The following is a 23,440-nucleotide window of genomic DNA, read 5'->3' as shown; positions in this document are numbered from 1 at the left end:
GTTGTACTTGCACCCGTAAGGGTCGGACTCAGTCCAGTTCCGGAAGGCGTTTCCCGTATTCCGGAGCCGCTGAGGATTTAGGCGGACGGGTGAATCTTTTCGAGGATCGCCACTCGTCCGTATTCCTGTAAGGCACTAGGCAGGGGAACAATCTATGAGACAGGTCGCACGAAAGGGCCTGATCACCGCGGCGGCCGCCGGTGGCGTACTCGCCCTGGCAGCCGGCTATGCACACGCCGACGCGGGAGCCGCCGGAGGCGCGGCCAACTCGCCCGGTGTGGGATCCGGCAACAGTGTTCAGGTCCCGGTCCATGTACCGGTGAACGCCTGCGGCAACACCGTCAATGTCGTCGGGTTGCTCAACCCCGCGTTCGGCAACCGGTGCGCCAATGGCGGCGGTGGCGTCCATCACGGCGCCCACCACCACGGTGGCGGCGGCGGGGCGGGCGCGGCAGGCCAGGCGTCGAACTCGCCGGGCGTGGTGTCGGGCAACAATGTCCAGGCCCCGGTCGACGTTCCGGTCAACGCCTGCGGCAACCAGGTCTCCGGAGGCGGGCTGCTGAACCCGGCCTTCGGCAACCACTGCGCCAATGAGACGCCGACCGGCCCGGGCGTGCCGCAGCACCCCGGCAGGCCCCACCACCCGGGCAAGCCGCACCACCCGGGGAAGCCGCACCACCCGGGGAAGCCGCACCACCCCGGCACGCCGGAGCACCCGAGCACGCCCCATCACCCGGGCACGCCGGAGCACCCGACGACGCCGCACACCCCGGGCCAGCACACCCCGCACACGCCGGGTACCCACCCGTCGACCGGGGGTCACGGCCCGCATGTGACGCCCGCCAAGCCCGCCAAGCCCGTCGGGCACCTCGCGCACACCGGCGCGGGGTCGATCGGGTACGCGGTGCCGGCCAGCGCCGGGCTGCTGCTCGGGGGCGCCGTGCTCTACCGTCGGGCGCGCGCCGCTCGCCGGTGACCGGCCACGGATAGCGCACCGGGCGCACGACGGAGCGGGCCCCGCCTCGGCGGGGCCCGCTCTGCTGTCCTCACCCGCCGGTGGCGGTCACCAGGTGGCGCGGAGCTGCCGGATGATCCGGCGGCGCAGCCGTACCTTGCGGCTCCCGTCGGGATTCAGCCGCAGGCGGTCCAACTCCCAGTGTCCGTACTCGGCATGGTCGGTCAGCAGGCGTGTGGCGGCCTTCCGGGACACTCCCCGGGGCACATACACATCGCAGAATTCGTATTCCGGCATCGCATCTATTGTGCGGGACCGGCCCCGGTACGGATAGCGTCTGCACTATGTCTGATGCTGCGCAGCCTTCCGCTGCCGAGGTACGTGCCGCCGCCGAGGCGGTCAAAGCCGCGCTGGACCGTCACCTCGACGCGGTCGAACGCCGCTCGGGGCAGGATGATCCGGCTGTCTACGCCGCGTTCGACGAGCTCGCCGCGGCGGCTGAGGTCTATGACGAGCTGCTGTACGACACCTACGACGAGGTCACCCCCTTCGAGATCCCCGGGAGCGACGCGCTGCCCGCCTATGCGGGCCCGGAGGAGCCAAGCGCGCTGAGCGTGCTGATCCGGCGCGACTACACCGTCGCCGAACCGCAGCGGCTGCTGCACCAGGCACAGCGCATCGCCGATCTTGATCCGGACGCCGCCGACGAGGCTGCAGGTCGGGGCGGGGGTGCCGACGCCGCCGCGGTCGTCGGCACCAGCGTGCACGCCGCGCTCGGTGTGCTGTTCGGCGAGTTCGAACCGGACGAGATCGCCTCCCGGCACAAGGAGTTCGGCCTGGAGGAGGGCGATTCCACCCTGTGGGTGGCGGCCGGCGACGACCCGGCCGAGCCGGGGGAGTGGCTGTCCGCCCCCTTCGACCAGGCGGATCCCCAGCGGGTCGTCTGCCGCTTCGACGTCAGCGCGGTCTTCGACGAGGAACTCGGCGACGACGATCTGATGGAGCCGCTCGACCACGAGCGGTGAGTCCGGGTCGGGGTTCGCTGCCGTGGCGCCGCACCCCGACCCCGATACGATGCTGTCCCGGCCGTCGGCAGAATCCTGCCGACGGCCGGGACAGCGGGCGTACGGGGGGCCGGGCTCAGTCGGCCGTCGACGGCTCCTGCGTGGTCTGCACGCTCTGCTGGAGCAGGGTGCGCAGCCGGGTGGTGCGCTCCTTGACGGGTACCTCGGCGACCGCCCGGGGCAGGGCCTGGTCGACACCCTGGACCACCGACAGATGGCGCTCGCCGCGGCTGAAGGCGGTATAGACCCAGGCGCGGGTCAGGCCGCCGGCGGCATCCCCGGGGAGCACGACCACCGCGGCGGGCCAGCGCATCCCGGCCGCCTGATGTGCGGTGAGCGCCCAGCCGTGGCGTACGGCTCCCGCACCGACCTGCTCGCGCGGTACCACGACCGCGGCGCCGTCGCAGTCGAGCCGCAGCCCGGCCGCATCCGCGCCGGTGACCGTGCCGGGCACCGTACGGCCGGGGGCGGGGGCGTAGGCCACCCGGTCGCCGGGGTCGAAGCCGCCGAAGCGGCCGGGGCCGGGGTTGAGCCGCTCCTTGAGGGCGGCGTTCAGCGCGCGGGTGCCGGCCGCGCCGCCGTGGCCGACCGTGATGACCTGGGTCCGGTCCGCGGGGACGCCCAGCGCCCGGGGCACGGAGTCCGCGACCAGCTGGACGGTGCGGTGCACCGCCTCCTTGGCATCCCGCACCGGGACGATCACCACCTCCTTGCCGGGCGCTTCGACCTGGCTCAGCTCGCCGATGCCGATGCCGGACACCAGCTCGCCGATCGGGCCGAAGTCCGGGGTACGGGAGGCGACCTGGGGGCAGAAGCGGGCCGCGAGCAGATCGGCGAACAGCCGGCCGGGGCCGGCCGACCACAGGACGCCCGGGTCGCCGCTGAGCACCAGCCGGGTCCCGTCGGGCAGCGACTCGACGAGCAGCGCGGCGGTCTCCAGATCCAGTTGCGGGGCGTCCAGCACCACCAGCAGATCGAGCGCGAGGGCGCCGTCCGCGTCCCGGCCGGGCCCCTGCTGCCCGGACAGCAGGGCGGACACGGTGACGGCGGCTGTGCCGATGGCCGTGTCGCCGGGCGCGCACTCGGTGAGGTCCGTGGCCAGGCGCCGGCGGCCGTTCTCGGTGTGCGTGGCGCCGAAGGCCCGCAGGCCGAGCGAGCGGGCCGCGGCGAGCAGCGCAGCCGGTTCGGCGCGGGCCGCCTCGGCGCCCGTGTGAGCCACCAGGCCGCTGTGGGCGGCGGTGCGGATGAGCTCCGCGGCGGAGGGCGATGGCGCGGCGGCCGCCGCGGCCTCCCACTCGGCGGAGGAGGGACGGGCGGGGCGGGCGACGGTGGTGTGGTCGGTGGTGTGGTCGGTGGTGCCGTCCGCGTGGCCGGCGGGACGGCCGGCCTCCGCCCCGGCCTCGGTGCCCTTGTCGGTGTCGGCAGCCGGGGTGGTGTCGGTCTCAGCGGCCGGGCGCCCCTCGTCGGTTGCCGGTGCCGGTTCTGCCTCGGTGGCGTCGTCAGCCGTGGCGTCCTCGTCCGGAGCCGGGCCGTCCGCAGGGTGGTCCTCCGGCCCGGCTGCCGCTTCGAAGGTGTTCAGCAGCCGCGCCAGCCCGTCGGCGACGCTCTCCTCGGCCATCGCGAACCGGTCCAGGCCGAGCAGGATCCGGACCGGCTGCGCTTCCTCGCCGTCCTCGTCCGTGACGGGACGTGGCCTGCCCGGTTCCTCGATGGCGTCCTGGAAGACCAGCACGGCGCCATCCGCGATGGCGGTCTGCAGGGCGTCATCGGGATCGGGCACCGCGCGCTGGGCGAGCGCCGCACGCAACGCGGAGGCCTCCAGGGCGGAGTGCCCCGCGACGGCGGCCTGCTCCAGCAGCCAGCCGACCAGCGCCTGTGCGCGCCGCTCGTCGCCCGGCCCGCAGGCGGGGCCGAGCAGTGCGCGGGCGAATCCGTCGGCCTGCTCGGGGCGGATGCCGGGCACGGCGAGCAGCTGCCAGGGGTCCTCGCGCAGCGCCTCGGCGGCCCGCTCCCCGAGCACTTCGGCGGCCCGGTCCGCCAGCGCCTCGGGGGCACCGCCCGCGGCGAGGACCTGGCGGACGCCTTCGGCTCCGGGGGCGTACGCCCCCGGGCCGGGAGCCGCTGCGGGGCTGGTGGGGGCCGCTGCCCCGGAGGCCGGGCCCGTGGTGTCGCGGTCCACGACGGGAGGACGGGCCGGGCCGCCTGCCTCGGGGGCGGGCTGCTGCCGGGCCGGTTCCGGGGCCGGGCCGGCCGGGCGGTCCTGGGGTGCAGGACTGCCGGGCGACGGGGCGCCCTGGGTGGGCCGGCCGGCGGGCGCGGCCGGCTTGGCGGGGCGCGGGGCGTTGAAGAACGAGGCGGCCGAGCGCTCGCCGCTCTCCACGGCCCGCACCGCCGCGGCCAGCGCCGCGGCGGTCGCCTGGGCCGATCCGGACGCCGCGGTGTCCCGCGCCGCACCGGCCGGTGCCGTAGGGGCCTGCGAGCCCGGCGCCGCGGCTTCCGGAGCGCTCGCTGCCGCGTCCTCGCCCGGCGCGGCAGCGCCCCGCGCGGGCGTCCTGCCGTCCTCTGCCGCGGTGGCGTTCCCCGGAGCCGCTGCTGCGGTGGCGTCTCCCGGAGCCGCTGCCGCGGGGCCGTTCCCCGGAGCCGTCGTGTCGTCATCGGACGCCACGGCCTCCCCAGGAGCCGCGGCTTCTCCGCGCGGAGTCGCTGCGGCCCCCGCAGCCTCCGTGTTCCCGCCCGGCGCCGGCGCGGCGGCGGGCGTCCGGGCATCCGCAGTCCCGGGCGCGGCCTCCTGCTCGGGCGGGGTGTCGCCGGCGAGGCGGTCGGTACTCACAGCGTGCTCCAGTCCTGATCGGGGTAGTGGTGCACCGGAGCCGATACATCGTCCAGCGCCCGGCGGATCTCGTCAGGAAGACTAAGGGCCTCCACTGACAATGCCGCGCTGAGCTGCTGTGCTGTGCGGGCGCCGAGGATCGGCGCGGTCACTCCGGGACGGTCGCGGACCCAGGAGAGCGCGACCTGGAGCGGGGTGACGGCCAGTCCGTCGGCGGCGGTGGCGACCGCGTCCACGACCCGGCCGGCCGTCTCGTCGAGATACGGTGCGACGAACGGCGCCATGTGATCCGAGCCGCCGCGCGAATCGGCCGGGGTCCCACGGCGGTACTTGGCGGTCAGCACACCGCGGCCCAGCGGCGACGACGGCAGCAGGCCGATGCCGAGATCCAGCGCCGCGGGCAGCACCTCCCGCTCCACGCCGCGCTGGAGCAGGGAGTACTCCATCTGTGTGCTCGCCAGGCGATGGCGGCCACCGGGCACCGCGAGCTGCCAGGTGCCGGCCTTGGCGAGCTGCCAGCCGGAGAAGTTCGACACCCCCACATAGCGCGCCCGGCCGCTGCTGACGGCGAGGTCGAGGGCCGCCAGGGTCTCCTCCAGCGGCGTGTGCGGATCGAACGCGTGCAGCTGCCAGAGGTCGACGAAGTCCGTGCCCAGCCGCTCCAGGGACGCGTCCAGGGCGGCGAGGAGATGGCGCCGGGAGCAGTCGACACGGCGGTCCGCCTCCAGGACGCTGCCGGCCTTGGTCGCAATCACCAGATCGGCGCGCGGCACGAGCTCTTCCATCAGCCGGCCCAGGAGGTATTCGGCACCGCCGTCGGCGTAGATGTCGGCGGTGTCCACGAGGGTGCCGCCGGCCTCCCAGAACGCCTTGAGCTGGTCGGCGGCTTCCTGCTCGTCCGTGTCGCGGGCCCAGTTCAGGGTGCCGAGCCCGAGGCGGGTCACGCGCAGGCCCGTACGGCCGAGGTGCCTTTGCTCCATGAGCCTTGAGATTACTGGCCGCGCGCGAGGATCAGGGGACCTGTGGACAACCCGCCGATGACGGCCGGCGCGAGCGCGCGCTACAGTCCCCGGAACAGCGACGTTACCGATCGGTAAGGGGAGCGGCATGAGGCTTGGCATCAACCTCGGCTACTGGGGCGCCGGGATGGACTCCGACAATCTCGCGGTGGCGCAGGAGGCCGACCGCCTCGGATACTCCGTCTGCTGGGCCGCCGAGGCCTATGGCTCCGACGCCGCCACGGTGCTCTCCTGGGTCGCCGCCCAGACCGAGCGCATCGACATCGGTTCGGCGATCTTCCAGATCCCGGCGCGGGCGCCCGCCATGACCGCGATGACGGCCGCGACCCTGGACTCGCTCTCCGGCGGCCGCTTCCGGCTCGGCCTGGGCGTTTCGGGGCCGCAGGTCTCCGAGGGCTGGTACGGCGTCAAGTTCGACAAGCCGCTGGCCCGCACCCGCGAGTACGTGGACATCGTCCGCAGGGCCATGACCCGCGAGCGGCTGTCCTACGAGGGCGAGCACTGGACCCTGCCGCTGCCCGGTGGCCCCGGCAAGCCGCTGAAGCTCACCGTGCACCCGCAGCGCGAGCACATCCCGCTCTACATCGCCGCGATCGGCCCCAAGAACCTCCAGCAGACCGGTGAGATCGCCGACGGCGCGCTGCTGATCTTCCCCTCGGCCGACCACCTGGAGGAGACCGCGATTTCGCACCTCCGGGCCGGCCGCGAGAAGGCGGGCAAGACGCTGGACGGCTTCGACGTCTGTCCTACGCTGCCGCTGGCCGTCGGCGCGGACAAGGACGTCAGCGCCCTGGCCGACATGTTCCGCCCGTACACCGCGCTCTACGTCGGCGGCATGGGCAGCCCCAAGCAGAACTTCTACAACCAGCTCGCTCAACGCATGGGTTACGGGAAGGAAGCCGCCGCGATCCAGGAGAAGTACCTGTCCGGCGACAAGGAGGGCGCCGCCGCCGCGATCCCGGAGAAGCTGATCGACCAGACCACGCTGCTCGGTTCCGTCGAGCGGATCGCGGAGCGGATGCAGGCCTACGCGGCGGCGGGCGTGACCACCCTGAACCTGGCCCCGGCGGGCTTCGGCCTGGAGGACCGGCTGGCGTCGCTGCGGGCGGGCACCGAGGCCCTGGAGCGCGCCGGACTGGCGTAGTCCCGCAGGAGCGCCGGTCTCGCGCGGGCCCGTCCGGCCCGTCCCGTCACGGTCCGGCGCCATGACGCGGACCGGACATACGCAGCGGCCGTGGTGGGGGCTCGGGGGAACCTCCCCGCCACGGCCGTCGCGCTGCACAACGCGGTGGCGGGCAGGCTGGTTACGCCCGCCACGAGGGCAGCTGCCGCCCGAACGGCTCATGGGGCCGCGACTGCGGTTGCCGCCCACGGGACACCCCACTTGACTCGTTCTTTGCGGGTGTGTCCGTTCGGAGGTGGCGCAGATGTTCTCGGCCCGAAGCCTGTTCCAGGAGATCGTCGACAACGACGACTCCTACCGACTGTTCTGTTCCATCGCGGCGAGCGGTGAGGCCCAGGGCGGCTGGGAGAACGGCCGGATCGCCGCGCTGCTCCCGGTAACCATGCGCGCGCTGGCGCCCAAGGTCAGCCGGCACGGCGCCGACGAGGACAAACACGGCCGGATCTTCCACGCCCTGATGCGCCGGCGCGGCCTGACACCCACCACGGTCCCCGACGAGACCGACTACACCGCCCTGCTGGAGCGGCACGGCATCGGTCTGGCGCACGACAAGCTGCGCCGCAACCAGCCGCTCACCGAGCTCGACATCATCACCTACCTCGCCCACAGCCGGGTCACCGAACAGCGCGCCGCCGACCAGATGGAGATGCTCACCCGGCACTTCGGCGACCACCCCGAGGTGGGCAAGGCGATCCGGATGATCTGCCATGACGAGGAGAACCACCTCGCCTACTGCCACGAGGAGCTGCTGCGGCTGGCCGGCGCCGGGCACGGCCGGACCATTCAGCGGATCCTGCACGAGTGCGCCCGCGCCGAGATCGTCATCTACCGGGACGTCAGCCTGGCCGTGATGGACCACATGGGCCGCATCCTGAAGTGGCCGAAGGCGAAATCCGCCGCGCTCGCCACCGGGATCCGGGCGATGTACGGCTATGAGCGGCTGGGCGGCTGGCGCCGGATGGTCAGCCTCCAGATGCCCGAGCGGCGCGATGCGCTGGGTGGTCCGGCCGCCTCGGCGCCGGAGTTCGCCTGAGCCTTCGGCCCGTACCGGCCCACGGCCCCCTCTGTGTCACAGCCAGCCGCGGCGCTTGAACAGCCGGTACAGCGACACCTCGATGACGGCCATCAGCAACAGGATCACCGGATACCCCAGGTGCCACTTCAGCTCCGGCATGTCATTGAAGTTCATGCCGTAGATGCCGGCGATCAGCGTGGGGACGGCTGCCAGCGCCGCCCAGGCGGAGATCTTGCGCATGTCGTCGTTCTGCCGTACGCCCATCTGCGCGAGATGGGCGGAGAGAATGTCCGAGAGCAGCCGGTCCAGGCCCTCCACCGATTCGTTGGCGCGAGTGAGATGGTCCTCGACATCGCGGAAGAACGGGCGGGCGTGGTCGTGCACGAACGGCACCCCGGGGTTCTGCAGCCGGGCCATCGGCTCCGCCAACGGGCCGGTCGCCCGGCGGAATTCGAGCACCTCGCGCTTGAACGCATAGATCTCGGCAGCGGTGTTCCGGGTGTCCTGGCCGCGCACCGGAGCGAACACTTCCGCCTCCAACTCCTCCAGATCCACCTGGAGTTCGGCCGCCACCTCGATGTAGTGGTCCACGACCGCGTCGCTGACCGCGTACAGCACCGCCCCCGGGCCGTGCCGCAGGATCTCCGGGTGCTCCTCCAGCCGGTGCCGCACCGCGGCCAGGGGGCTGGCCTCTCCGTGGCGGACGGTCACCACGAACGAGTCGCCGACGAAGACCATCAGCTCCGACGCGGTCACCGTGTCCGCCCGGTCGTCGTAGGTGACCGGCTTCAGCACCATGAACAGGGAATCGTCGTAGACCTCCAGCTTGGGCCGCTGGTGTGCCTTGAGGGCGTCCTCGACCGCCAGCGGATGCAGCGCGAACTCGGACCTGACGAGCGCGAACTCCTCCTCCGTCGGCTCGTACATCCCCAGCCACAGGAAGGAATGTCCCTCGGTCCGCGCCGCATGCAGGGCATCGGAGAAGTCCGTCGCGCACTCGTTGCGACGGCCTTCCCGGTAGATGGCGCAGTCCACGATCACACCTGGCATTCTCGCCCCTCGCCCGGCCACCTGCCAGAAAGGCGACCGCGGAACGTAGGCTGGCGGTCATGCCCACGCTGATCCTGCTGCGGCACGGCCGCTCCACCGCCAACACCGCCGGGGTGCTCGCCGGGCGCGCGCCCGGAGTCGCCCTCGACGAGCGCGGCGCCGCCCAGTCCGCCGCGCTGCCCGCCCGCCTCGCCCAGGTGCCGCTGACCGCCGTCGTCTCCAGCCCGCTGCAGCGCTGCCGGGAGACCATGCGACCGCTGCTGGACGCCCGGCCGTGGCTCACCCTGCACATCGAGGACCGGATCAACGAATGCGACTACGGCGACTGGTCGGGCCGCAAACTCGCCGAGCTGAGCGACGAGCCGCTGATGGAGGTCGTCCAGCGGCACCCGTCCGCGGCGGCCTTCCCCGGCGGCGAGTCGCTGCGGGCGATGCAGGCGCGGGCGGTGGACGCGGTACGCGACTGGAACGCCCGGATCGAGGAGGCGCACGGCCCCGAGGCGACCTACGCCATGTGTGCGCACGGCGACATCATCAAGGCGCTGGTCGCCGACGCCCTGGGCATGCACCTCGACCTGTTCCAGCGGATCTCCGTGGAGCCCTGTTCGGTCACCGCGATCCGCTACACGCGGCTGCGCCCCTACCTCGTACGGCTCGGGGACACCGGTGATTTCGGCTCGCTCGCGCTCCGGGAGGAAGGCGGCGCCGCGGCGGCCGACCGGGACGCGGCCGTCGGCGGTGGTGCGGGAGCAGCGTGATCAGTCGGCGCAGTAGGGTGGTGCGACGGCGCTGCCCGCCACGCCCCTGCGATCCGCGCAGTGACCGCAGGACGTGCAGCGACCGCAGTGACCCCGCAGTCGAGCAATCGGAGCAGGACGTTGTCCCGTCAGGTGTTCTTCTACGACGCGCCGGACCGCTTCGTGGCCGGTACGGTCGGGCTGCCTGGCCGCCGTAGCTTCTACCTCCAGGCCACCGCGGCCGGCCGCACGACCAGCGTCGCCCTGGAGAAGACCCAGGTCGCAGCCCTCGCCGAGCGGATCGACGAGCTGCTGGACGAGGTCGTACGGCGCAGCGGCGGCAACGCGCCGGTGCCCGCGGTCTCGCCCGCCGAGCTGGCCGACACCGCCCCGCTGGAGTCACCGGTCGAAGAGGAGTTCCGGGTCGGCACGATGGCGCTGGCCTGGGACGGCGAGGACGAGCGGATGATCGTCGAGGCCCAGGCCCTGGTCGAGCTGGACGCGGACAGCGACGAGGACCTCGCCGACGCCGAGGAGCGGCTGCTCCAGGACGACGAGAACGGCCCGCCGATGCTGCGGGTCCGCCTCACCGGAACCATGGCCAGGGCATTCGCCAAGCGGGCGCTGGAGGTCGTCAACGCCGGCCGCCCGCCGTGCCCGCTGTGCAGCCTGCCGCTCGACCCGGAGGGACACGTATGCCCGCGCCAGAACGGATACCGGCGGGAAGCCTGAGCGCCATGGAGCCCGCCGCCCGCCCGGCCGCCCCGCTGCCCGGTCCCGCCGCTCCGCAGGAGGTGCCGTCGGCCCCGACACCCGTCCCGGACCCGCGCGACGTCCTCCTCGCCGAGGGGGAGCTGACCGTACGCGGCCGCATCCAGGAGGCGTCCAACGCCGTGCTCTACTGCACGGTCGCGTACGACGGCACCAGCGCCGCCTGTGTCTACAAGCCGGTCGCCGGCGAGCGCCCGCTGTGGGACTTCCCCGACGGCACGCTCGCCCAGCGTGAGGTGGCCGCGTACGAGATCTCCCGGGCCTGCGGCTGGGACCTGATTCCCCCGACGGTGCTGCGGGACGGCCCGTACGGGACCGGCATGGTCCAGGAGTGGATCGAGCCGCCGGAGAGCGCCGACGAGGTGCCCGAGCTGCTCGCACTGGTCGAGGACGAGGAGCCGGGGCCGGGATGGAAGGCGGTCGGCTTCGCGCAGACCGGCGAGGGCCGCACGGCGCTGCTGGTGCACGCCGACGATCCGCGGCTGCGGCGGCTCGCGGTGCTCGACGCGGTGATCAACAACGGTGACCGCAAGGGCGGACATCTGTTGCCCGGCGCCGGCGGGGAGTTCTTCGCCATCGACCACGGCGTGACGTTCCATGCCGAGGACAAGCTGCGCACGCTGCTGTGGGGGTGGGCGGGGGAGCCGCTGACCGAGGAGGCGCTCGCGGCCCTGCGGGAGCTGGACGCGGCGCTGGCGGCCGACCGGCCGCTCGCCGCCCGACTGGCCGAGCTGATCACGGAGCACGAGGCCGCGGCGCTGCGCGCGCGGGTGGCCGGGCTGCTGCGCAGCGGCCGGCACCCGGAGCCGAGCGGTGACTGGCCCGCCATCCCCTGGCCGCCCGTCTGATCCGCCCGTCTGACTCGTGAGGCCACCGGGCGGTGACGCCGGACCGCCCCCTTGCACGTCCGTCCGTCGAACACAAGACCGCCTTTCCGGCCGAGAGTCCTGGTCCGGTTCGTATGCGGAACTTCCGTCCGGTTACGCTCATGGCATGCATGCATGGCCCGCTTCTGAGGTCCCCGCCCTGCCTGGCCAGGGCCGCGACCTGAGGATCCACGACACCGCGACCGGCGGACGAGTGACCCTCGCCCCCGGTCCCGTCGCCCGCATCTACGTCTGCGGCATCACGCCGTACGACGCCACCCACATGGGGCACGCGGCGACCTACAACGCGTTCGACCTGGTTCAGCGCGTGTGGCTCGACACGAAGCGCCAGGTTCACTACGTGCAGAACGTCACCGATGTCGACGATCCGCTGCTGGAGCGGGCCGTGGCCACCGGCGACGACTGGACGGCGCTCGCCGAGCGCGAGACCGCCCTCTTCCGCGAGGACATGACGGCCCTGCGGATGCTGCCGCCCCGCCACTACATCGGCGCGGTCGAGGCGATACCCGGCATCGTCCCGCTGGTGGAGCGGCTGCGTGACGCCGGCGCCGCCTACGAGCTGGACGGCGACATCTACTTCTCCGTCGAGTCGGACGCCCACTTCGGTGAGGTCTCCGGACTGGACGCCGACGCGATGCGGCTGCTGTCCGCCGAGCGCGGCGGCGACCCGGAGCGGGAAGGCAAGAAGAGCCCGCTCGACCCGATGCTGTGGATGGCCGCGCGGGACGGCGAACCGAGCTGGGACGGCGGCTCGCTGGGCCGCGGCCGGCCCGGCTGGCACATCGAGTGCGTCGCCATCGCCCTGGACCACCTCGGCATGGGCTTCGACGTGCAGGGCGGCGGCTCCGATCTCGCCTTCCCGCACCACGAGATGGGCGCCTCGCACGCCCAGGCGCTCACCGGCGAGTATCCGTTCGCCAAGGCGTATGTGCACGCCGGGATGGTGGCCCTGCACGGCCAGAAGATGTCCAAGTCCAAGGGCAACCTCGTCTTCGTCTCCACGGTGCGGCGCGAGGGCACCGACCCGGCCGCGATCCGTCTGGCGCTGCTCGCCCACCACTACCGCGCCGACTGGGAGTGGACCGACGCCGTGCTGGAGCAGGCCGTGGAGCGGCTGGCGCGCTGGCGTGCCGCCGTCTCCCGTCCCGACGGCCCGTCCGCCGACGCCCTGGTCGAGGAGATCCGTACGGCGCTCGCCGACGACCTGGACTCCCCGGCCGCGCTGGCGGCCGTGGACCGCTGGGCCGCCGCCCAGCAGGCCGACGGCGGCACGGACGAGGGCGCACCCGGCCTCGTCTCCCGTGCGGTCGACGCGCTCCTCGGCGTGGCCCTGTAACACCCGTCCGCTCCATCCTCGGGGGCGCTTTCGCCGGCCGGCGAAAGCGCCCCCGCTCACGTGCGGCGCGCCCGGAAATCCAGCAGCCCGCCGCAAGAGTCCATGGTGGCGCGCCCCGCGGGCGGACTAGAGCTTGCGGTCATGAGAACACCAACAGGACTGCGGGCGGCGGTCGTTGCCGCGCTGCTCGGGCTCGCGATGACGGTCGTGGGGCCGGCCGGCAGCGTACGGGCCGACGGCCGGGCGTCCGCACAGACCGTCGGCGACGTCACCGGCTTCGCGGCGGACGGGCCCGTCTACCATCTGCACGCCGGCCGGGCCGAGGCCCGCATCAGCTTTGTCACCCCCCGCACCTTCCGGCTCGAACTCGCCCCGGACGGCACCTTCTCCGACCCCACCGGCAAGGACATCGTGCTGCCCCAGGGCGCGCCGCCCGCCACCCGCTGGCGGGACGCCGGCGACGCCTATGAACTCAGCACCTCCCAGGTCACCCTGAAGGCCTTCAAGGCGCCGCTCCGCTTCGAGCTGCGGCGGGCCGACGGCTCGCTGGTGTGGTCCGAGACGAAGGGGCTGAGCTGGGACGACAAGACCACCACCCAGACCCTCGCGCGCGGCGCCGGCGAGCAGTTCTACGGCGCCGGCATGCAGAACGGCCGCGGCAACACCTCGCACCGCGACCACACCACCGAGGTCGGGGTGGACTACCACTGGGACGACGGCGGACACCCCAACTCGGTCCCCTTCTACCTTTCCTCCGCCGGCTACGGCGTCTTCCGCAACACCTACGCGCCCAACACCTACGCCTTCCAGGACCCGGTGACGACCAGCGCACAGGAACGGCGCTTCGACGCCTATTACTTCGCCGGGCCGAGCGCCAAGGACGTCATCGGCCAGTACACCGCACTGACCGGAAAGCCCTTTCTGCCACCGCTGTACGGGCTGGAGATCGGCGATTCGGACTGCTATCTGCACAATGCGAACCGGGGCGAGCGGCACACCCTCGACGCGCTGAAAGTCGCCGACGGATATACGAAGAACGATCTGCCCAACGGCTGGATGCTGGTCAACGACGGCTACGGCTGCGGCTATGAGCATCTCGCCGAGACCGCACAGGGGCTCGGCGAACGGAAGATGAAGCTCGGGCTGTGGACCGAGGACGGTATCGCCAAACTCGCCGACCAGGTGAAGGCGGGCCAGCGGATCGCGAAACTCGACGTCGCCTGGGTCGGTGACGGCTACAAATTCGCCCTGGACGGCTGCAAGGACGCCTACCGCGGCATCGAGGACAACAGCGACGCGCGGGGCTTCACCTGGGCACCGGAGAGCTGGTCGGGGGCCCAGCGCTGCGGCGTCCAGTGGTCCGGTGACCAGAGCGGCAGCTGGGACTACATCCGCTGGCAGATTCCGACCTATGCCGGCGCCACCATGTCCGGACTCGCCTATACGACCGGCGATGTGGACGGCATTTTCGGCGGCAGCCCCAAAACGTACGTCCGCGATCTGCAGTGGAAATCCTTCCTCCCGGCGATGATGACGATGGACGGCTGGGCCGCCAGCGACAAACAGCCCTATCGCCAGGGCGAGCCCTACACCTCCATCAACCGGAAATACCTGAAGCTGAAGGAGTCGCTGCTGCCTTACATGTATGCATACGCGGCGGAGGCGACCCGCACCGGCGTCGGTCCGGTGCGCCCGCTGGCGCTCGAATATCCCGGTGACCCGAAAGCCGGCACCGACGCCGCGAAGTACGAATTCCTCTCCGGGCAGGATTTTCTCGTCGCGCCCGTCTACCGGGACAGCGACACCCGCGACGGCATCTATCTGCCGAAGGGCACCTGGGTCGACTACTGGTCCGGGCGCACCTACCAGGGGCCGACGACCGTCAACGGCTACAGTGCTCCGCTGGACACCCTGCCGCTGTTCGTCAAGGCCGGGGCCGCCGTCCCCATGTGGCCGGGCATCAGGTCGTATCAGGACCGCACCGCACACGCGCCGCTCGCCTGGGACGTCTATCCGCAGGGCCGTTCCTCGTTCACGCTCTACGAGGACGACGGCGTCACCCGCGCGCACCGGCGGGGCGGCAGCGCCACCCAGCAGGTGCGGGTCGCGGCGCCGCGCTCCGGCGGCGGCGACGTCCGGGTCGACGTCGGCGCCCTGCGGGGTGAGTTCCACGGCAAGCAGACGACTCGGCCCTACCGCTTCACCGTGCACACCGGTGACGCGCCGCGCGCCGTCGAGCTGGCCGGGCGGCCGCTGAAGCAGCTGCCGTCCGCGCGGGCGTTCCGGGCGGCGGACGAGGGGTGGCGCTACGACCCCGCGGACCGCGCGGGCGTCGTACAGATCAAGACCGCCGCCCGCACCACCGGCCGCGCCTTCGCCCTGACGCTCAAGGGCGCGAGCGCCGTCGGCGGCAGAACACCGGGCGCCCCGGCCGTCGTTGCCACCCCCGGCGGCCAGGAGGTGACCAAGGGCGCGCCGACGCCCGTACGGACCACCGTCACCGCCGGCGTCCGTGACGCCCAGGACGTCTCGGTGGCGCTGTCCGCACCCAGGGGCTGGACCACTTCGGCGCCGGTGCACCACCGGCGGATCGCGGCCGGTGCCACCGAGGACGAGACGCTGACGCTCACCGCGCCCCGGGACGCCGTCAGCGCGGACCCGGTCCCCGTCACCGCGACCGTCCGCTACCGCGCGGCCGGTGCCTGGCGCACGGCGGTGCACCGCTTCGAGGTACGGGCCGTGCCGCCGGCGCCCGCCGGGGACACCTGGGCGAGCGATCTGGAGTGGCTGAGCGCGGCCAACGGATACGGGCCGGCCGAACGCGACCGCAGCAACGGCGAGTCGGGGGCGGCGGACGGCCATCCGCTCACCCTCGCCGGGCAGACCTACGCCAAGGGCATCGGGGCGCACGCCGACTCGGACCTGGAGTTCTTCACCGGCGGGCGCTGTACGTCCGTCACCGCGGACGTGGGGATCGACGACGAGATCGCCGACTACGGCGAGGTCGCCTTCTCGGTGGAGGCGGACGGCAAGGTGCTGTGGACCTCACCGAAGCTGACCGGGAAGTCGGCGCCGGTGGCGGTGGACGTGCCCCTCGGCGGCGCCCGGCACGTCCGGCTCAAGGTGACCGATACGGACGGCAAGAAGTCCGGCGATCACGGCGACTGGGCGGGGGCGCGCTTCCACTGCGCACAGTGAGCGCGGCTCCCTCCGGTGAGCGCACGCAGGGCGCCGGACCGGCATGACGGCCGGTCCGGCGCCCTGGTGGGGCAGGTCAGCTCCCGCTGTCCTCCGGGCCGTCCTCCGGCTTCGCGGAGTCGGCGGAGTCCGTACCGCCGGACGCATCCGCTTCGTCCGCGGAGTCCATGGCGCCCTTGTCGTGGCCCGGGTCCGTGGGGCCGGTGCCCGGGTCGTCGCCGGGCCGGGGCTCGCGCGGCTCCTTGGACACCGGACGGGGCGGGCGGGTGCGGCCGCTCGTGGAGTCGCGGTGGAAGGAGCCGTCGCGGCCGTCGGCGAGCCCGCCCTCGGTCGCCACTCCGGGACCGGACTGCGGGTCACGGCGGCGCAGATAGCGCTCGAACTCGCGGGCGATGGCCTCGCCGGACGCCTCCGGCAGATCCGCGGTGTCCCGCGCCTCCTCCAGGGACTGGACGTACTCGGCGACCTCGCTGTCCTCGGCGGCGAGCTGGTCCACGCCCAGCTGCCAGGCGCGGGCGTCCTCGCTCAGCTCGCCGAGCGGGATACGGACGTCGAGGAGGTCCTCCAGGCGGTTGAGCAGGGCGAGGCTGGCCTTCGGGTTGGGCGGCTGCGACACATAGTGCGGCACCGCGGCCCACAGGCTCACCGCAGGGACGCCGGCATGGGTGCACGCCTCCTGGAGGATGCCGACGATGCCCGTCGGGCCCTCGTAGCGGGACTCCTCCAGGTCCATCCGGCGCGCGAGTTCCGCGTCGGAGGTGACGCCGCTGACCGGAACCGGGCGGGTGTGCGGGGTGTCGCCGAGCAGCGAGCCCAGCACCACCAGCATCTCCACACCCAACTCATGGGCAAAACCGAGGATTTCGTTACAGAACGAGCGCCAGCGCATGCTCGGCTCGATGCCGCGGACCAGGACGAGATCCCGCGCCCGCCCCTTGCCGTTCGCATCGCCGACGCGGACGACGGAGAGCCGGGTCGTGGGCCACGTGATCTTGCGTACGCCGCCGTCCAGGAAGACGGTGGGACGGTTCACCTGGAAGTCGTAATAGTCCTCGGCGTCGAGCGCGGCGAAGACCTCGCCCTTCCACTCCCGGTCCAGATGCGCGACCGCGGCGGAGGCGGCGTCGCCGGCGTCGTTCCAGCCTTCGAACGCGGCCACCATGACCGGGTCGATCAGCTCGGGCACCCCCTCGAGCTCGATCACCCAGCGCCTCCTTCCGACCGGTCCGGCCGCCTGGGGCGGCCGCCGGCAGCAGTTCCTTTGCGTGCGATCCCAAGACTACGGCTTCTGTGGTGCCGGTATGCAGCCCCTTTCCAGCAAGGAGTAGTGATTCATCCGACCTGTCGGAGGTCCCATCGACCCAACTTCCGTACGGGGTCTGGACTTCGTCTTGCGCGAAGGGCTATACATCGGATGACCCGGAAAGGTCCGATGTTCTTCCCCAACATCTCAGGGGGCATGCGCATGGCCGGTTCCGATACCCTCACCGCGCTCGAATGCCACGACATCCGCTTCCCCACTTCGGACCGGCTCGACGGCTCGGACGCCATGAACCCGGACCCCGACTACTCCGCCGCCTACGTCGTGCTCCACACCACGAGCGGCCCACAGGGGCACGGCCTCTGCTTCACCATAGGACGCGGCAACGAGGTCATGGCCGCCGCGATCCGGTCGCTCGCACCGCACCTCGCCGGCCGCCCCGCGCCCACCACCGCCGCCGATCTCGCCGCACTCCACCACGACCTCACCCACGACTCGCAGCTGCGCTGGCTCGGCCCGGAGAAGGGCGTGATGCAGATGGCGGCCGGCGCGGTCGTCAACGCCGCCTGGGACCTGGCCGCCCGCCGGTCCGGCCTGCCGGTGTGGGAGTTCCTGGCCACCCTGACGCCCGAGGAACTCGTCTCGCTCGTCGACTTCCGCTACCTCTCCGACGCCCTGACCCCCGGCGAGGCCCTCGCCCTGCTGCGCGCCGCCGCACCGGGCCGCGCCGAGCGCACCGCCCGCCTCAAGGCCGAGGGCTACCCCGCCTACACCACCTCGCCCGGCTGGCTCGGCTACGACGACCGCACGCTGGTACGGCTGGCCCGCGAAGCGGTGGCCGCCGGCTTCGGCCAGATCAAGCTGAAGGTGGGCGCGAACCTCGACGACGACCGGCGGCGGCTGCGGCTCGCGCGGGAGGCGGTCGGCCCCGGCGTACGGATCGCGGTCGACGCCAACCAGCGCTGGGACGTGGCCGAGGCGGTCCACTGGATGACCGCGCTGGCGCCGTACGCCCCGTACTGGATCGAGGAACCGACCAGCCCGGACGACGTCCTGGGGCACGCCGCGGTGCGCGCCGGCCAGCCCGTGAAGGTCGCCACCGGGGAGCACATCGCCAACCGGGTGGTCTTCAAGCAGCTGTTGCAGGCCGGCGCCGTGGACTTCGTACAGATCGACGCGGCGCGGGTGGCCGGGGTCAACGAGAACCTCGCGATCCTGCTGCTGGCCGCGAAGTACGGCGTACCGGTCTGCCCGCACGCGGGCGGGGTGGGGCTGTGCGAGATGGTGCAGCATCTGGCGATGTTCGACTACGTGGCGGTGTCCGGTAGCCGGGAGGACCGGGTCATCGAGTACGTCGACCATCTGCACGACCACTTCACCGACCCGGTCGTCATCGGGCGCGGCCGCTACCGCGCCCCGGCCGCGCCCGGCTTCTCGGCCCGGATGAAACCCGCCTCGCTCACCGCCCACCGCTTTCCCGACGGACCGGTGTGGCGCGCCCGCCGTACGCAGCCGGACCGGCCCGACGCACAGGAGGTCACCGCATGAGTGCCGCACCGCACACCGGCCTGCCGCCGGCCGACTTCACGGGCATGGCCGCCCTCGTCACCGGCGGCGCCTCCGGCATCGGAGCGGCCACCGCCGCGCTCCTGCGGGACCGCGGCGCCCGGGTCGCCGTCCTGGACCGGGACCCCTCCGGGGCGCCCGCCGGGACGATCCCGGTGCGGGCCGATGTCACCGACGACCACGCGGTACGGGCCGCCGTCGCCCGGGCGGTGGCCGAACTCGGCGCCCTGCACACCCTCGTCGGCAACGCCGGCATCGGCGCCGTCGGCACCGTCGAGGACAACGACGACGCGGAGTGGCACCGGGTCCTGGACGTGAACGTGCTGGGCCTGGTGCGCTGCGCCCGCGCCGCGCTCCCGGCGCTGCGCCGCACCGCCGCCGGGGCCCCGGGCCGGGTGTCCATCACCCACACCTGTTCCATCGCCGCCACCGCCGGGCTGCCGCAGCGTGCGCTGTACGCCGCAGGCAAGGGCGCGGTCCTCTCCCTGACCCTCGCCATGGCCGCCGACCACCTCCGCGAGGGCATCCGCGTCAACTGCGTCAATCCGGGCACCGCCGACACCCCGTGGATCGACCGGCTGCTGGACGCGGCCGACGACCCGGCCGCCGAACGCGCCGCTCTGCACGCCCGCCAGCCGATGGGCCGGATGGTCACCGCGGGCGAAGTCGCCGCCGCCATCGCCTCGTTGGCGTCCCCGGGAGCCTCCGGCATCACGGGGACGGCACTCGCCGTGGACGGGGGGATGCAGGGGGTGCGGCTGCGGGCCGTCACCTGAACCGCCTCCTCCGCTTCGACCCTGCAGGGCTTCCCCCGCCCCCTCCCCCTCCTCCCCCTTCGGGGGAGGGGGCGGGGGGGTGGGTTCGGGGGTGGGGGGGATCCGCACACCACGACCGAAGGACCACCCATGAGACTGCGTACCACCGGCGCGGCCGCCTGTGCCGCGGTGCTCGCCACCGCCGTGCTCGCCGGCTGCAACCGCGGCAGCGACACCGCGGGCGGCAGGATCGGCATCGATGTGCCCCGTACGGACACCGACTTCTGGAATTCCTACCAGCAGTACCTCGAAAAGGACCTGGACCACGGCGGCCCGGCCGCGCTGCCGCTGTCCAACTCGCAGAACGACATCGCCAAGGTCGTCGCCGACGTACAGGCACTGACCGGCCAGGGGGCGAAGGCGATCGTGATGGCCCCGCAGGACACCGGCGCCATCACCGCCGAGCTGCGGCGCCTGGCGGAGAAGAAGATCCCGGTGGTGAGCGTGGACACCCGCCCCGACGAGGGCAGCGTCTACATGGTCGTCCGCGCCGACAACCGCGCCTACGGCGAGAAGTCCTGCGAGTACCTCGGCCGGCGCCTGGGCGGCAGGGGCCGGGTCGCCGAACTCCAGGGCGACCTCAGCTCGGTCAACGGCCGGGACCGGTCCGAGGCGTTCGCCTCCTGCATGCGGCGGAAGTTCCCCAGGATCGCCGTGCATGAACTGGCCACCGACTGGAAGGGCGACGTCGCCTCCGGCAAGCTGCAGAGCCTGCTCGCCCAGCACCCGGACCTCGACGGCCTCTACATGCAGGCCGGCGGCGCCTTCCTGCAGCCGACGCTCGCCCTCCTGGAGCAGCGGAAACTCCTCAAGCCGGCCGGCTCCCACGGGCACCTCACCATCATCTCCAACGACGGCATACCGGACGAGCTGGACGCGATCCGCGCCGGAAAGATCGACGCCACCCTCTCCCAGCCCGCCGACCTCTACGCCAAGTACGCGCTGTACTACGCCACATCCGCCCTGGCCGGGAAGACCTTCCGGCCGGGGCCCACCGACCACCACTCGACCATCGTGAAGATCAAGAACGGTCTGGAGGACCAGTTGCCCGCCCCCCTGGTCACCAAGGACAACGTCGACGACAAGTCGCTGTGGGCCAATCAGCTGGCGAAGAAGCGGTAATGGGCGCCGAGACCGGCGAGCGGCCGGCGGCCGTGCACGCCGAGGGAATCGTCAAACGCTACGGCCCCACCGTCGCCCTCGACGGCGCCCGGCTGACCGTACGGCCCGGCGAGGCGCACGCCCTCGTCGGCCGCAACGGCGCCGGCAAGTCGACGCTGGTGTCCGTGCTGACCGGGATGGCACGCCCGGACGCCGGCCGTGTCACCTTCGACGGTGCGCCCGCGCCCGCCTGGGGCGACACCGCCGCCTGGCAGCGCAGAGTCGCCTGCGTCCACCAGAAGTCGATGACCGTCCCGGAGCTGACGGTTGCGGAGAACCTCTTCCTGGGCCGCATCCCGGGCGGCCGCACCATCCGCTGGCGGGCGCTGCGGGAGCGGGCCCGCGCACTGCTCGCCGAGTACGGCGTCGAGGCCGACCCGGCCGCCCGGATCAAGGATCTCGGCGTCGAGCAGCGGCAGTTCGTGGAGATCGCCCGGGCGCTGTCGTGCGGCGCCCGGCTGATCGTCCTCGACGAGCCCACCGCGCGGCTGGACGCCCGCGGCATCGCCCGGCTCTTCGGCAAGCTGCGGGCGCTGCGCGACCAGGGGGTGGCCTTCCTGTTCATCTCGCACCATCTGCAGGAGGTCCACGAGCTGTGCGACACCGTCACCGTCTTCCGGGACGCCCGGCACGTCCTGACCGCGCCGGTCCCCGGACTGGCCGAGGACGCGCTGGTGGCGGCGATGACGGGGGAGGAGGCGGGGTCCGCGCGGCAGCCGCGGGCGGGCGCGCGGACGGCGGGGGAGGCGGTGCTGCGGACCGAAGGGCTGGCCGTCGACGGGCACTTCGCACCGCTCGATCTGACCGTACGCGGCGGCGAGGTGGTAGGGCTCGCGGGCGCCGCGGCCGGCGGCGGCACCGCGATCGGGCGGACCCTGGCCGGGCTGCGCGCCCCGGACGCCGGCCGGATCACGGTGCGCGGGCGGCCGGTCCGCACCGGCAGTGTGCCGCACGCCCTCGACGCGGGCATCGGCTACGTCCCCGAGGACCGGCACCGCGAGGGGCTCGTGCCGGGCCGCAGCCTCGCCGAGAACGCCACCCTGACCGTGGCCGGCCGGCTCGGGCCGCTGGGCACCGTCCTGCCCTCCCGGACCCGCGAGTTCGCCCGGCGGATGATCGCCGCGCTGGACATCAAGGCGACCGGGCCCGGCCAGCCGGTGTCCGGGCTCTCCGGCGGCAACCAGCAGAAGGTGGTGGTCGCCCGTGCGCTGGCCCGCGATCCCGCGGTACTGGTGGCCGTCCGGCCCACCAACGGCGTCGACGTCCGGTCCAAGGAGGCGCTGCTGGGCGTCGTACGGGAGGTCGCCGACCGGGGGAGCGGCGCCGTGATCGTCTCCGACGAACTGGACGATCTGCGGATCTGCGACCGGGTGCTGGCGGTCTTCCACGGCCGGGTGACCGCCGAGTTCGCCGCCGGCTGGCACGACCACGAACTGGTCGCCGCCATGGAGGGCCTCACGGGCACCGGCGGCCCGGACGGCCCCGCGGACACCGGGCGGCCCGCCGCACCGGCCCACCCCGCCACCGACGGAACGGAAGGGACCGCGCCATGACCGAGACCGCCTCGCCGCCGGCCACCCGACGCCCCGGCACCGCCGCACCGCGCCGCCGGCCCCGGACCGGTCCGGGCCGCTGGCGGGACCTCTCCCTGGTGCCGGTGATCTTCGTACTGGGCGTCATCGGCTTCATCGTCTCGCCCGCGTTCCTCACCGGCGACAACCTCATCGGCGTCGTCCAGCAGTCCACGGAGCTGGGTCTGCTGGTGCTCGGTGAGGCGCTCATCCTGATCAGCGGGCGGATGGATCTGTCGCTGGAGTCGACCATCGGACTGGCGCCGGTGCTCGCCCTGTGGCTGGTGATGCCCGCACACGGCGCCCGCTTCGCCGGGCTGGGGCTCCTCCCCACCTGGACGGCGGTCCCGCTCTGTCTGGCCGTGGGCGCGGCCGTCGGCGCCGCCAACGGGTTCCTGATCCTCACTCTGCGGGTCAACGGCTTCATCGCCACCCTCGGCATGCTGACCATGCTGCGCGGACTGCAAGTCGGCATCTCCGAGGGGCAGTCCATCGGCGACGTCCCCGACTCCTTCGCCTATCTGGGCAAGGCCGACTGGCTGGGCGTCCCGGCCGCCGTATGGATCTGCCTGGCCCTCTTCGCGCTCGGCGGCGCCGCCCTGGGCTTTCTCCGGCACGGGCGGGCGCTGTACGCGGTCGGCGGCAACCCGGAGGCGGCCCGCGCGGCCGGCATCCGGGTGGACCGCCTCACCTGGACCGTGCTGACGCTCGGCGGGGTGCTCGCCGCCTTTGCGGGGATTCTCTACACCGGCCACTACGGCGCGGTCTCCGCGAGCCAGGGCAATGGCTGGATCTTCCAGGTCTTCGCCGCCGCGGTGATCGGCGGCATCGGCCTCAAGGGCGGCCGGGGCACCCTCTTCGGGGCGCTCACCGGTGTCCTCACCCTCCAGCTCGTGATCAATGTGATGACGCTGGCCGGGGTGCCGCCGCTGTGGACGCAGTTCCTCAACGGCCTGATCATCATCATCGCCCTGGTCGTCTCCCGCTTCACCAGCGGCGAGAAGCAGGACTGAGCAGCGTT

Annotated in this window: 19 protein-coding genes; 14 read left to right on the top strand and 5 right to left on the bottom strand. The window is 73.1% G+C overall.

Features of this window, described 5'->3' with window-relative positions:
- Positions 1 to 154 precede the first annotated feature (154 nt).
- Positions 155 to 976: a chaplin gene (locus BKA18_RS07010; protein ID WP_366047812.1), complete on the top strand. Its 822-nt coding sequence runs from the start codon at positions 155 to 157 to the stop codon at positions 974 to 976.
- 87 nt (positions 977 to 1,063) lie between these two features.
- Here BKA18_RS07010 and BKA18_RS07005 read toward each other — a convergent pair whose 3' ends face one another.
- Entirely contained in the window at positions 1,064 to 1,252 is a 189-nt protein-coding gene (locus BKA18_RS07005) for a DUF5703 family protein (RefSeq protein ID WP_006607658.1), read from the bottom strand.
- 47 nt (positions 1,253 to 1,299) lie between these two features.
- On the opposite strand from BKA18_RS07005, the gene BKA18_RS07000 reads away from it, so the two are divergent.
- The gene (locus BKA18_RS07000) at positions 1,300 to 1,980 is read left to right on the top strand and encodes a hypothetical protein (protein ID WP_129280788.1); all 681 of its coding nucleotides are present in this window, start codon (positions 1,300 to 1,302) and stop codon (positions 1,978 to 1,980) included.
- A 115-nt stretch (positions 1,981 to 2,095) separates the two neighbouring features.
- On the opposite strand, the gene BKA18_RS06995 is transcribed toward BKA18_RS07000, so the two are convergent.
- The gene (locus tag BKA18_RS06995) at positions 2,096 to 4,849 is read right to left on the bottom strand and encodes a helix-hairpin-helix domain-containing protein (protein WP_429638212.1); all 2,754 of its coding nucleotides are present in this window, start codon (positions 4,847 to 4,849) and stop codon (positions 2,096 to 2,098) included.
- Positions 4,846 to 5,829 (bottom strand): aldo/keto reductase, encoded by a 984-nt coding sequence (locus tag BKA18_RS06990; protein WP_366047811.1) that lies wholly within the window; start codon positions 5,827 to 5,829, stop codon positions 4,846 to 4,848. Before BKA18_RS06990 ends, BKA18_RS06995 begins: the two co-directional genes overlap by 4 nt.
- Positions 5,830 to 5,956: 127 nt before the next feature.
- Between BKA18_RS06990 and BKA18_RS06985 the strand changes: the two genes are divergently transcribed.
- A complete protein-coding gene (locus tag BKA18_RS06985; protein ID WP_366047810.1) occupies positions 5,957 to 7,012 on the top strand; it encodes an LLM class F420-dependent oxidoreductase in 1,056 nt (351 codons plus the stop codon).
- Between the two features lie 283 nt (positions 7,013 to 7,295).
- A complete protein-coding gene (locus BKA18_RS06980) occupies positions 7,296 to 8,084 on the top strand; it encodes a ferritin family protein (protein ID WP_366047809.1) in 789 nt (262 codons plus the stop codon).
- 36 nt (positions 8,085 to 8,120) lie between these two features.
- Here the strand turns inward: BKA18_RS06980 and corA are convergent, their stop codons facing one another.
- Entirely contained in the window at positions 8,121 to 9,116 is a 996-nt protein-coding gene (gene corA, locus BKA18_RS06975; RefSeq protein WP_366047808.1) for a magnesium/cobalt transporter CorA, read from the bottom strand.
- A gap of 59 nt (positions 9,117 to 9,175) precedes the next feature.
- Here corA and BKA18_RS06970 point away from each other — a divergent pair, with 59 nt between their 5' ends.
- The 5 genes from BKA18_RS06970 (at position 9,176) to BKA18_RS06950 (ending at position 16,045) form a co-directional block, all read left to right on the top strand.
- On the top strand, positions 9,176 to 9,874 hold the full coding sequence (locus BKA18_RS06970) for a histidine phosphatase family protein (RefSeq protein WP_366047807.1): 699 nt from the start codon (positions 9,176 to 9,178) through the stop codon (positions 9,872 to 9,874).
- Positions 9,875 to 9,994: 120 nt separating this feature from the next.
- Positions 9,995 to 10,585 carry a DUF3090 domain-containing protein gene (locus tag BKA18_RS06965; protein ID WP_366047897.1) on the top strand — a complete coding sequence of 197 codons (591 nt, stop codon included), beginning with the start codon at positions 9,995 to 9,997 and terminating at the stop codon, positions 10,583 to 10,585.
- A 5-nt stretch (positions 10,586 to 10,590) separates the two neighbouring features.
- A complete protein-coding gene (locus tag BKA18_RS06960) occupies positions 10,591 to 11,472 on the top strand; it encodes an SCO1664 family protein (protein WP_366047806.1) in 882 nt (293 codons plus the stop codon).
- 145 nt (positions 11,473 to 11,617) lie between these two features.
- Positions 11,618 to 12,847, top strand: coding sequence for a cysteine--1-D-myo-inosityl 2-amino-2-deoxy-alpha-D-glucopyranoside ligase (mshC, locus tag BKA18_RS06955; RefSeq protein ID WP_366047805.1), 1,230 nt, complete (start codon positions 11,618 to 11,620; stop codon positions 12,845 to 12,847).
- A 141-nt stretch (positions 12,848 to 12,988) separates the two neighbouring features.
- The gene (locus BKA18_RS06950; protein WP_366045382.1) at positions 12,989 to 16,045 is read left to right on the top strand and encodes an NPCBM/NEW2 domain-containing protein; all 3,057 of its coding nucleotides are present in this window, start codon (positions 12,989 to 12,991) and stop codon (positions 16,043 to 16,045) included.
- A 76-nt stretch (positions 16,046 to 16,121) separates the two neighbouring features.
- Here the strand turns inward: BKA18_RS06950 and BKA18_RS06945 are convergent, their stop codons facing one another.
- The gene (locus BKA18_RS06945) at positions 16,122 to 17,249 is read right to left on the bottom strand and encodes a PAC2 family protein (protein ID WP_366045381.1); all 1,128 of its coding nucleotides are present in this window, start codon (positions 17,247 to 17,249) and stop codon (positions 16,122 to 16,124) included.
- Between the two features lie 261 nt (positions 17,250 to 17,510).
- Between BKA18_RS06945 and BKA18_RS06940 the strand changes: the two genes are divergently transcribed.
- The 5 genes from BKA18_RS06940 to BKA18_RS06920 all read left to right on the top strand — a co-directional run bounded on the left by BKA18_RS06940 (position 17,511) and on the right by BKA18_RS06920 (position 23,432).
- Positions 17,511 to 18,854 carry an enolase C-terminal domain-like protein gene (locus BKA18_RS06940; protein WP_366045380.1) on the top strand — a complete coding sequence of 448 codons (1,344 nt, stop codon included), beginning with the start codon at positions 17,511 to 17,513 and terminating at the stop codon, positions 18,852 to 18,854.
- Positions 18,851 to 19,648 carry an SDR family NAD(P)-dependent oxidoreductase gene (locus BKA18_RS06935; RefSeq protein ID WP_366045379.1) on the top strand — a complete coding sequence of 266 codons (798 nt, stop codon included), beginning with the start codon at positions 18,851 to 18,853 and terminating at the stop codon, positions 19,646 to 19,648. Before BKA18_RS06940 ends, BKA18_RS06935 begins: the two co-directional genes overlap by 4 nt.
- A 129-nt stretch (positions 19,649 to 19,777) precedes the next feature.
- Positions 19,778 to 20,809 (top strand): sugar ABC transporter substrate-binding protein, encoded by a 1,032-nt coding sequence (locus BKA18_RS06930; RefSeq protein ID WP_366045378.1) that lies wholly within the window; start codon positions 19,778 to 19,780, stop codon positions 20,807 to 20,809.
- Complete coding sequence (locus tag BKA18_RS06925) at positions 20,809 to 22,401, top strand: sugar ABC transporter ATP-binding protein (protein ID WP_366045377.1); 1,593 nt, start codon at positions 20,809 to 20,811, stop codon at positions 22,399 to 22,401. The genes BKA18_RS06930 and BKA18_RS06925 overlap by 1 nt, the downstream gene beginning before the upstream one ends.
- Entirely contained in the window at positions 22,398 to 23,432 is a 1,035-nt protein-coding gene (locus tag BKA18_RS06920; RefSeq protein WP_366045376.1) for an ABC transporter permease, read from the top strand. The genes BKA18_RS06925 and BKA18_RS06920 overlap by 4 nt, the downstream gene beginning before the upstream one ends.
- The last annotated feature ends 8 nt before the right edge of the window (positions 23,433 to 23,440 follow it).

This window comes from Streptomyces auratus (genome assembly GCF_050433025.1).
GTDB classification, from domain to species: Bacteria; Actinomycetota; Actinomycetes; order Streptomycetales; family Streptomycetaceae; genus Streptomyces; species Streptomyces sioyaensis.
Note: the sequence above shows the minus strand (reverse complement) of the source record. Positions and strands in the feature narration are given on the sequence as shown.

What these genes read in the sequence shown, in the direction of transcription:
- BKA18_RS07010 (WP_366047812.1), top strand. Translation starts at nt 155, where the DNA reads ATGAGACAGGTCGCACGAAAGGGCCTGATCACCGCGGCGGCCGCCGGT.
- BKA18_RS07005 (WP_006607658.1), bottom strand. Translation starts at nt 1,252, where the DNA reads ATGCCGGAATACGAATTCTGCGATGTGTATGTGCCCCGGGGAGTGTCC.
- BKA18_RS07000 (WP_129280788.1), top strand. Translation starts at nt 1,300, where the DNA reads ATGTCTGATGCTGCGCAGCCTTCCGCTGCCGAGGTACGTGCCGCCGCC.
- BKA18_RS06990 (WP_366047811.1), bottom strand. Translation starts at nt 5,829, where the DNA reads ATGGAGCAAAGGCACCTCGGCCGTACGGGCCTGCGCGTGACCCGCCTC.
- BKA18_RS06985 (WP_366047810.1), top strand. Translation starts at nt 5,957, where the DNA reads ATGAGGCTTGGCATCAACCTCGGCTACTGGGGCGCCGGGATGGACTCC.
- BKA18_RS06980 (WP_366047809.1), top strand. Translation starts at nt 7,296, where the DNA reads ATGTTCTCGGCCCGAAGCCTGTTCCAGGAGATCGTCGACAACGACGAC.
- corA (WP_366047808.1), bottom strand. Translation starts at nt 9,116, where the DNA reads ATGCCAGGTGTGATCGTGGACTGCGCCATCTACCGGGAAGGCCGTCGC.
- BKA18_RS06970 (WP_366047807.1), top strand. Translation starts at nt 9,176, where the DNA reads ATGCCCACGCTGATCCTGCTGCGGCACGGCCGCTCCACCGCCAACACC.
- BKA18_RS06960 (WP_366047806.1), top strand. Translation starts at nt 10,591, where the DNA reads ATGGAGCCCGCCGCCCGCCCGGCCGCCCCGCTGCCCGGTCCCGCCGCT.
- mshC (WP_366047805.1), top strand. Translation starts at nt 11,618, where the DNA reads ATGCATGCATGGCCCGCTTCTGAGGTCCCCGCCCTGCCTGGCCAGGGC.
- BKA18_RS06950 (WP_366045382.1), top strand. Translation starts at nt 12,989, where the DNA reads ATGAGAACACCAACAGGACTGCGGGCGGCGGTCGTTGCCGCGCTGCTC.
- BKA18_RS06940 (WP_366045380.1), top strand. Translation starts at nt 17,511, where the DNA reads ATGGCCGGTTCCGATACCCTCACCGCGCTCGAATGCCACGACATCCGC.
- BKA18_RS06935 (WP_366045379.1), top strand. Translation starts at nt 18,851, where the DNA reads ATGAGTGCCGCACCGCACACCGGCCTGCCGCCGGCCGACTTCACGGGC.
- BKA18_RS06930 (WP_366045378.1), top strand. Translation starts at nt 19,778, where the DNA reads ATGAGACTGCGTACCACCGGCGCGGCCGCCTGTGCCGCGGTGCTCGCC.
- BKA18_RS06925 (WP_366045377.1), top strand. Translation starts at nt 20,809, where the DNA reads ATGGGCGCCGAGACCGGCGAGCGGCCGGCGGCCGTGCACGCCGAGGGA.
- BKA18_RS06920 (WP_366045376.1), top strand. Translation starts at nt 22,398, where the DNA reads ATGACCGAGACCGCCTCGCCGCCGGCCACCCGACGCCCCGGCACCGCC.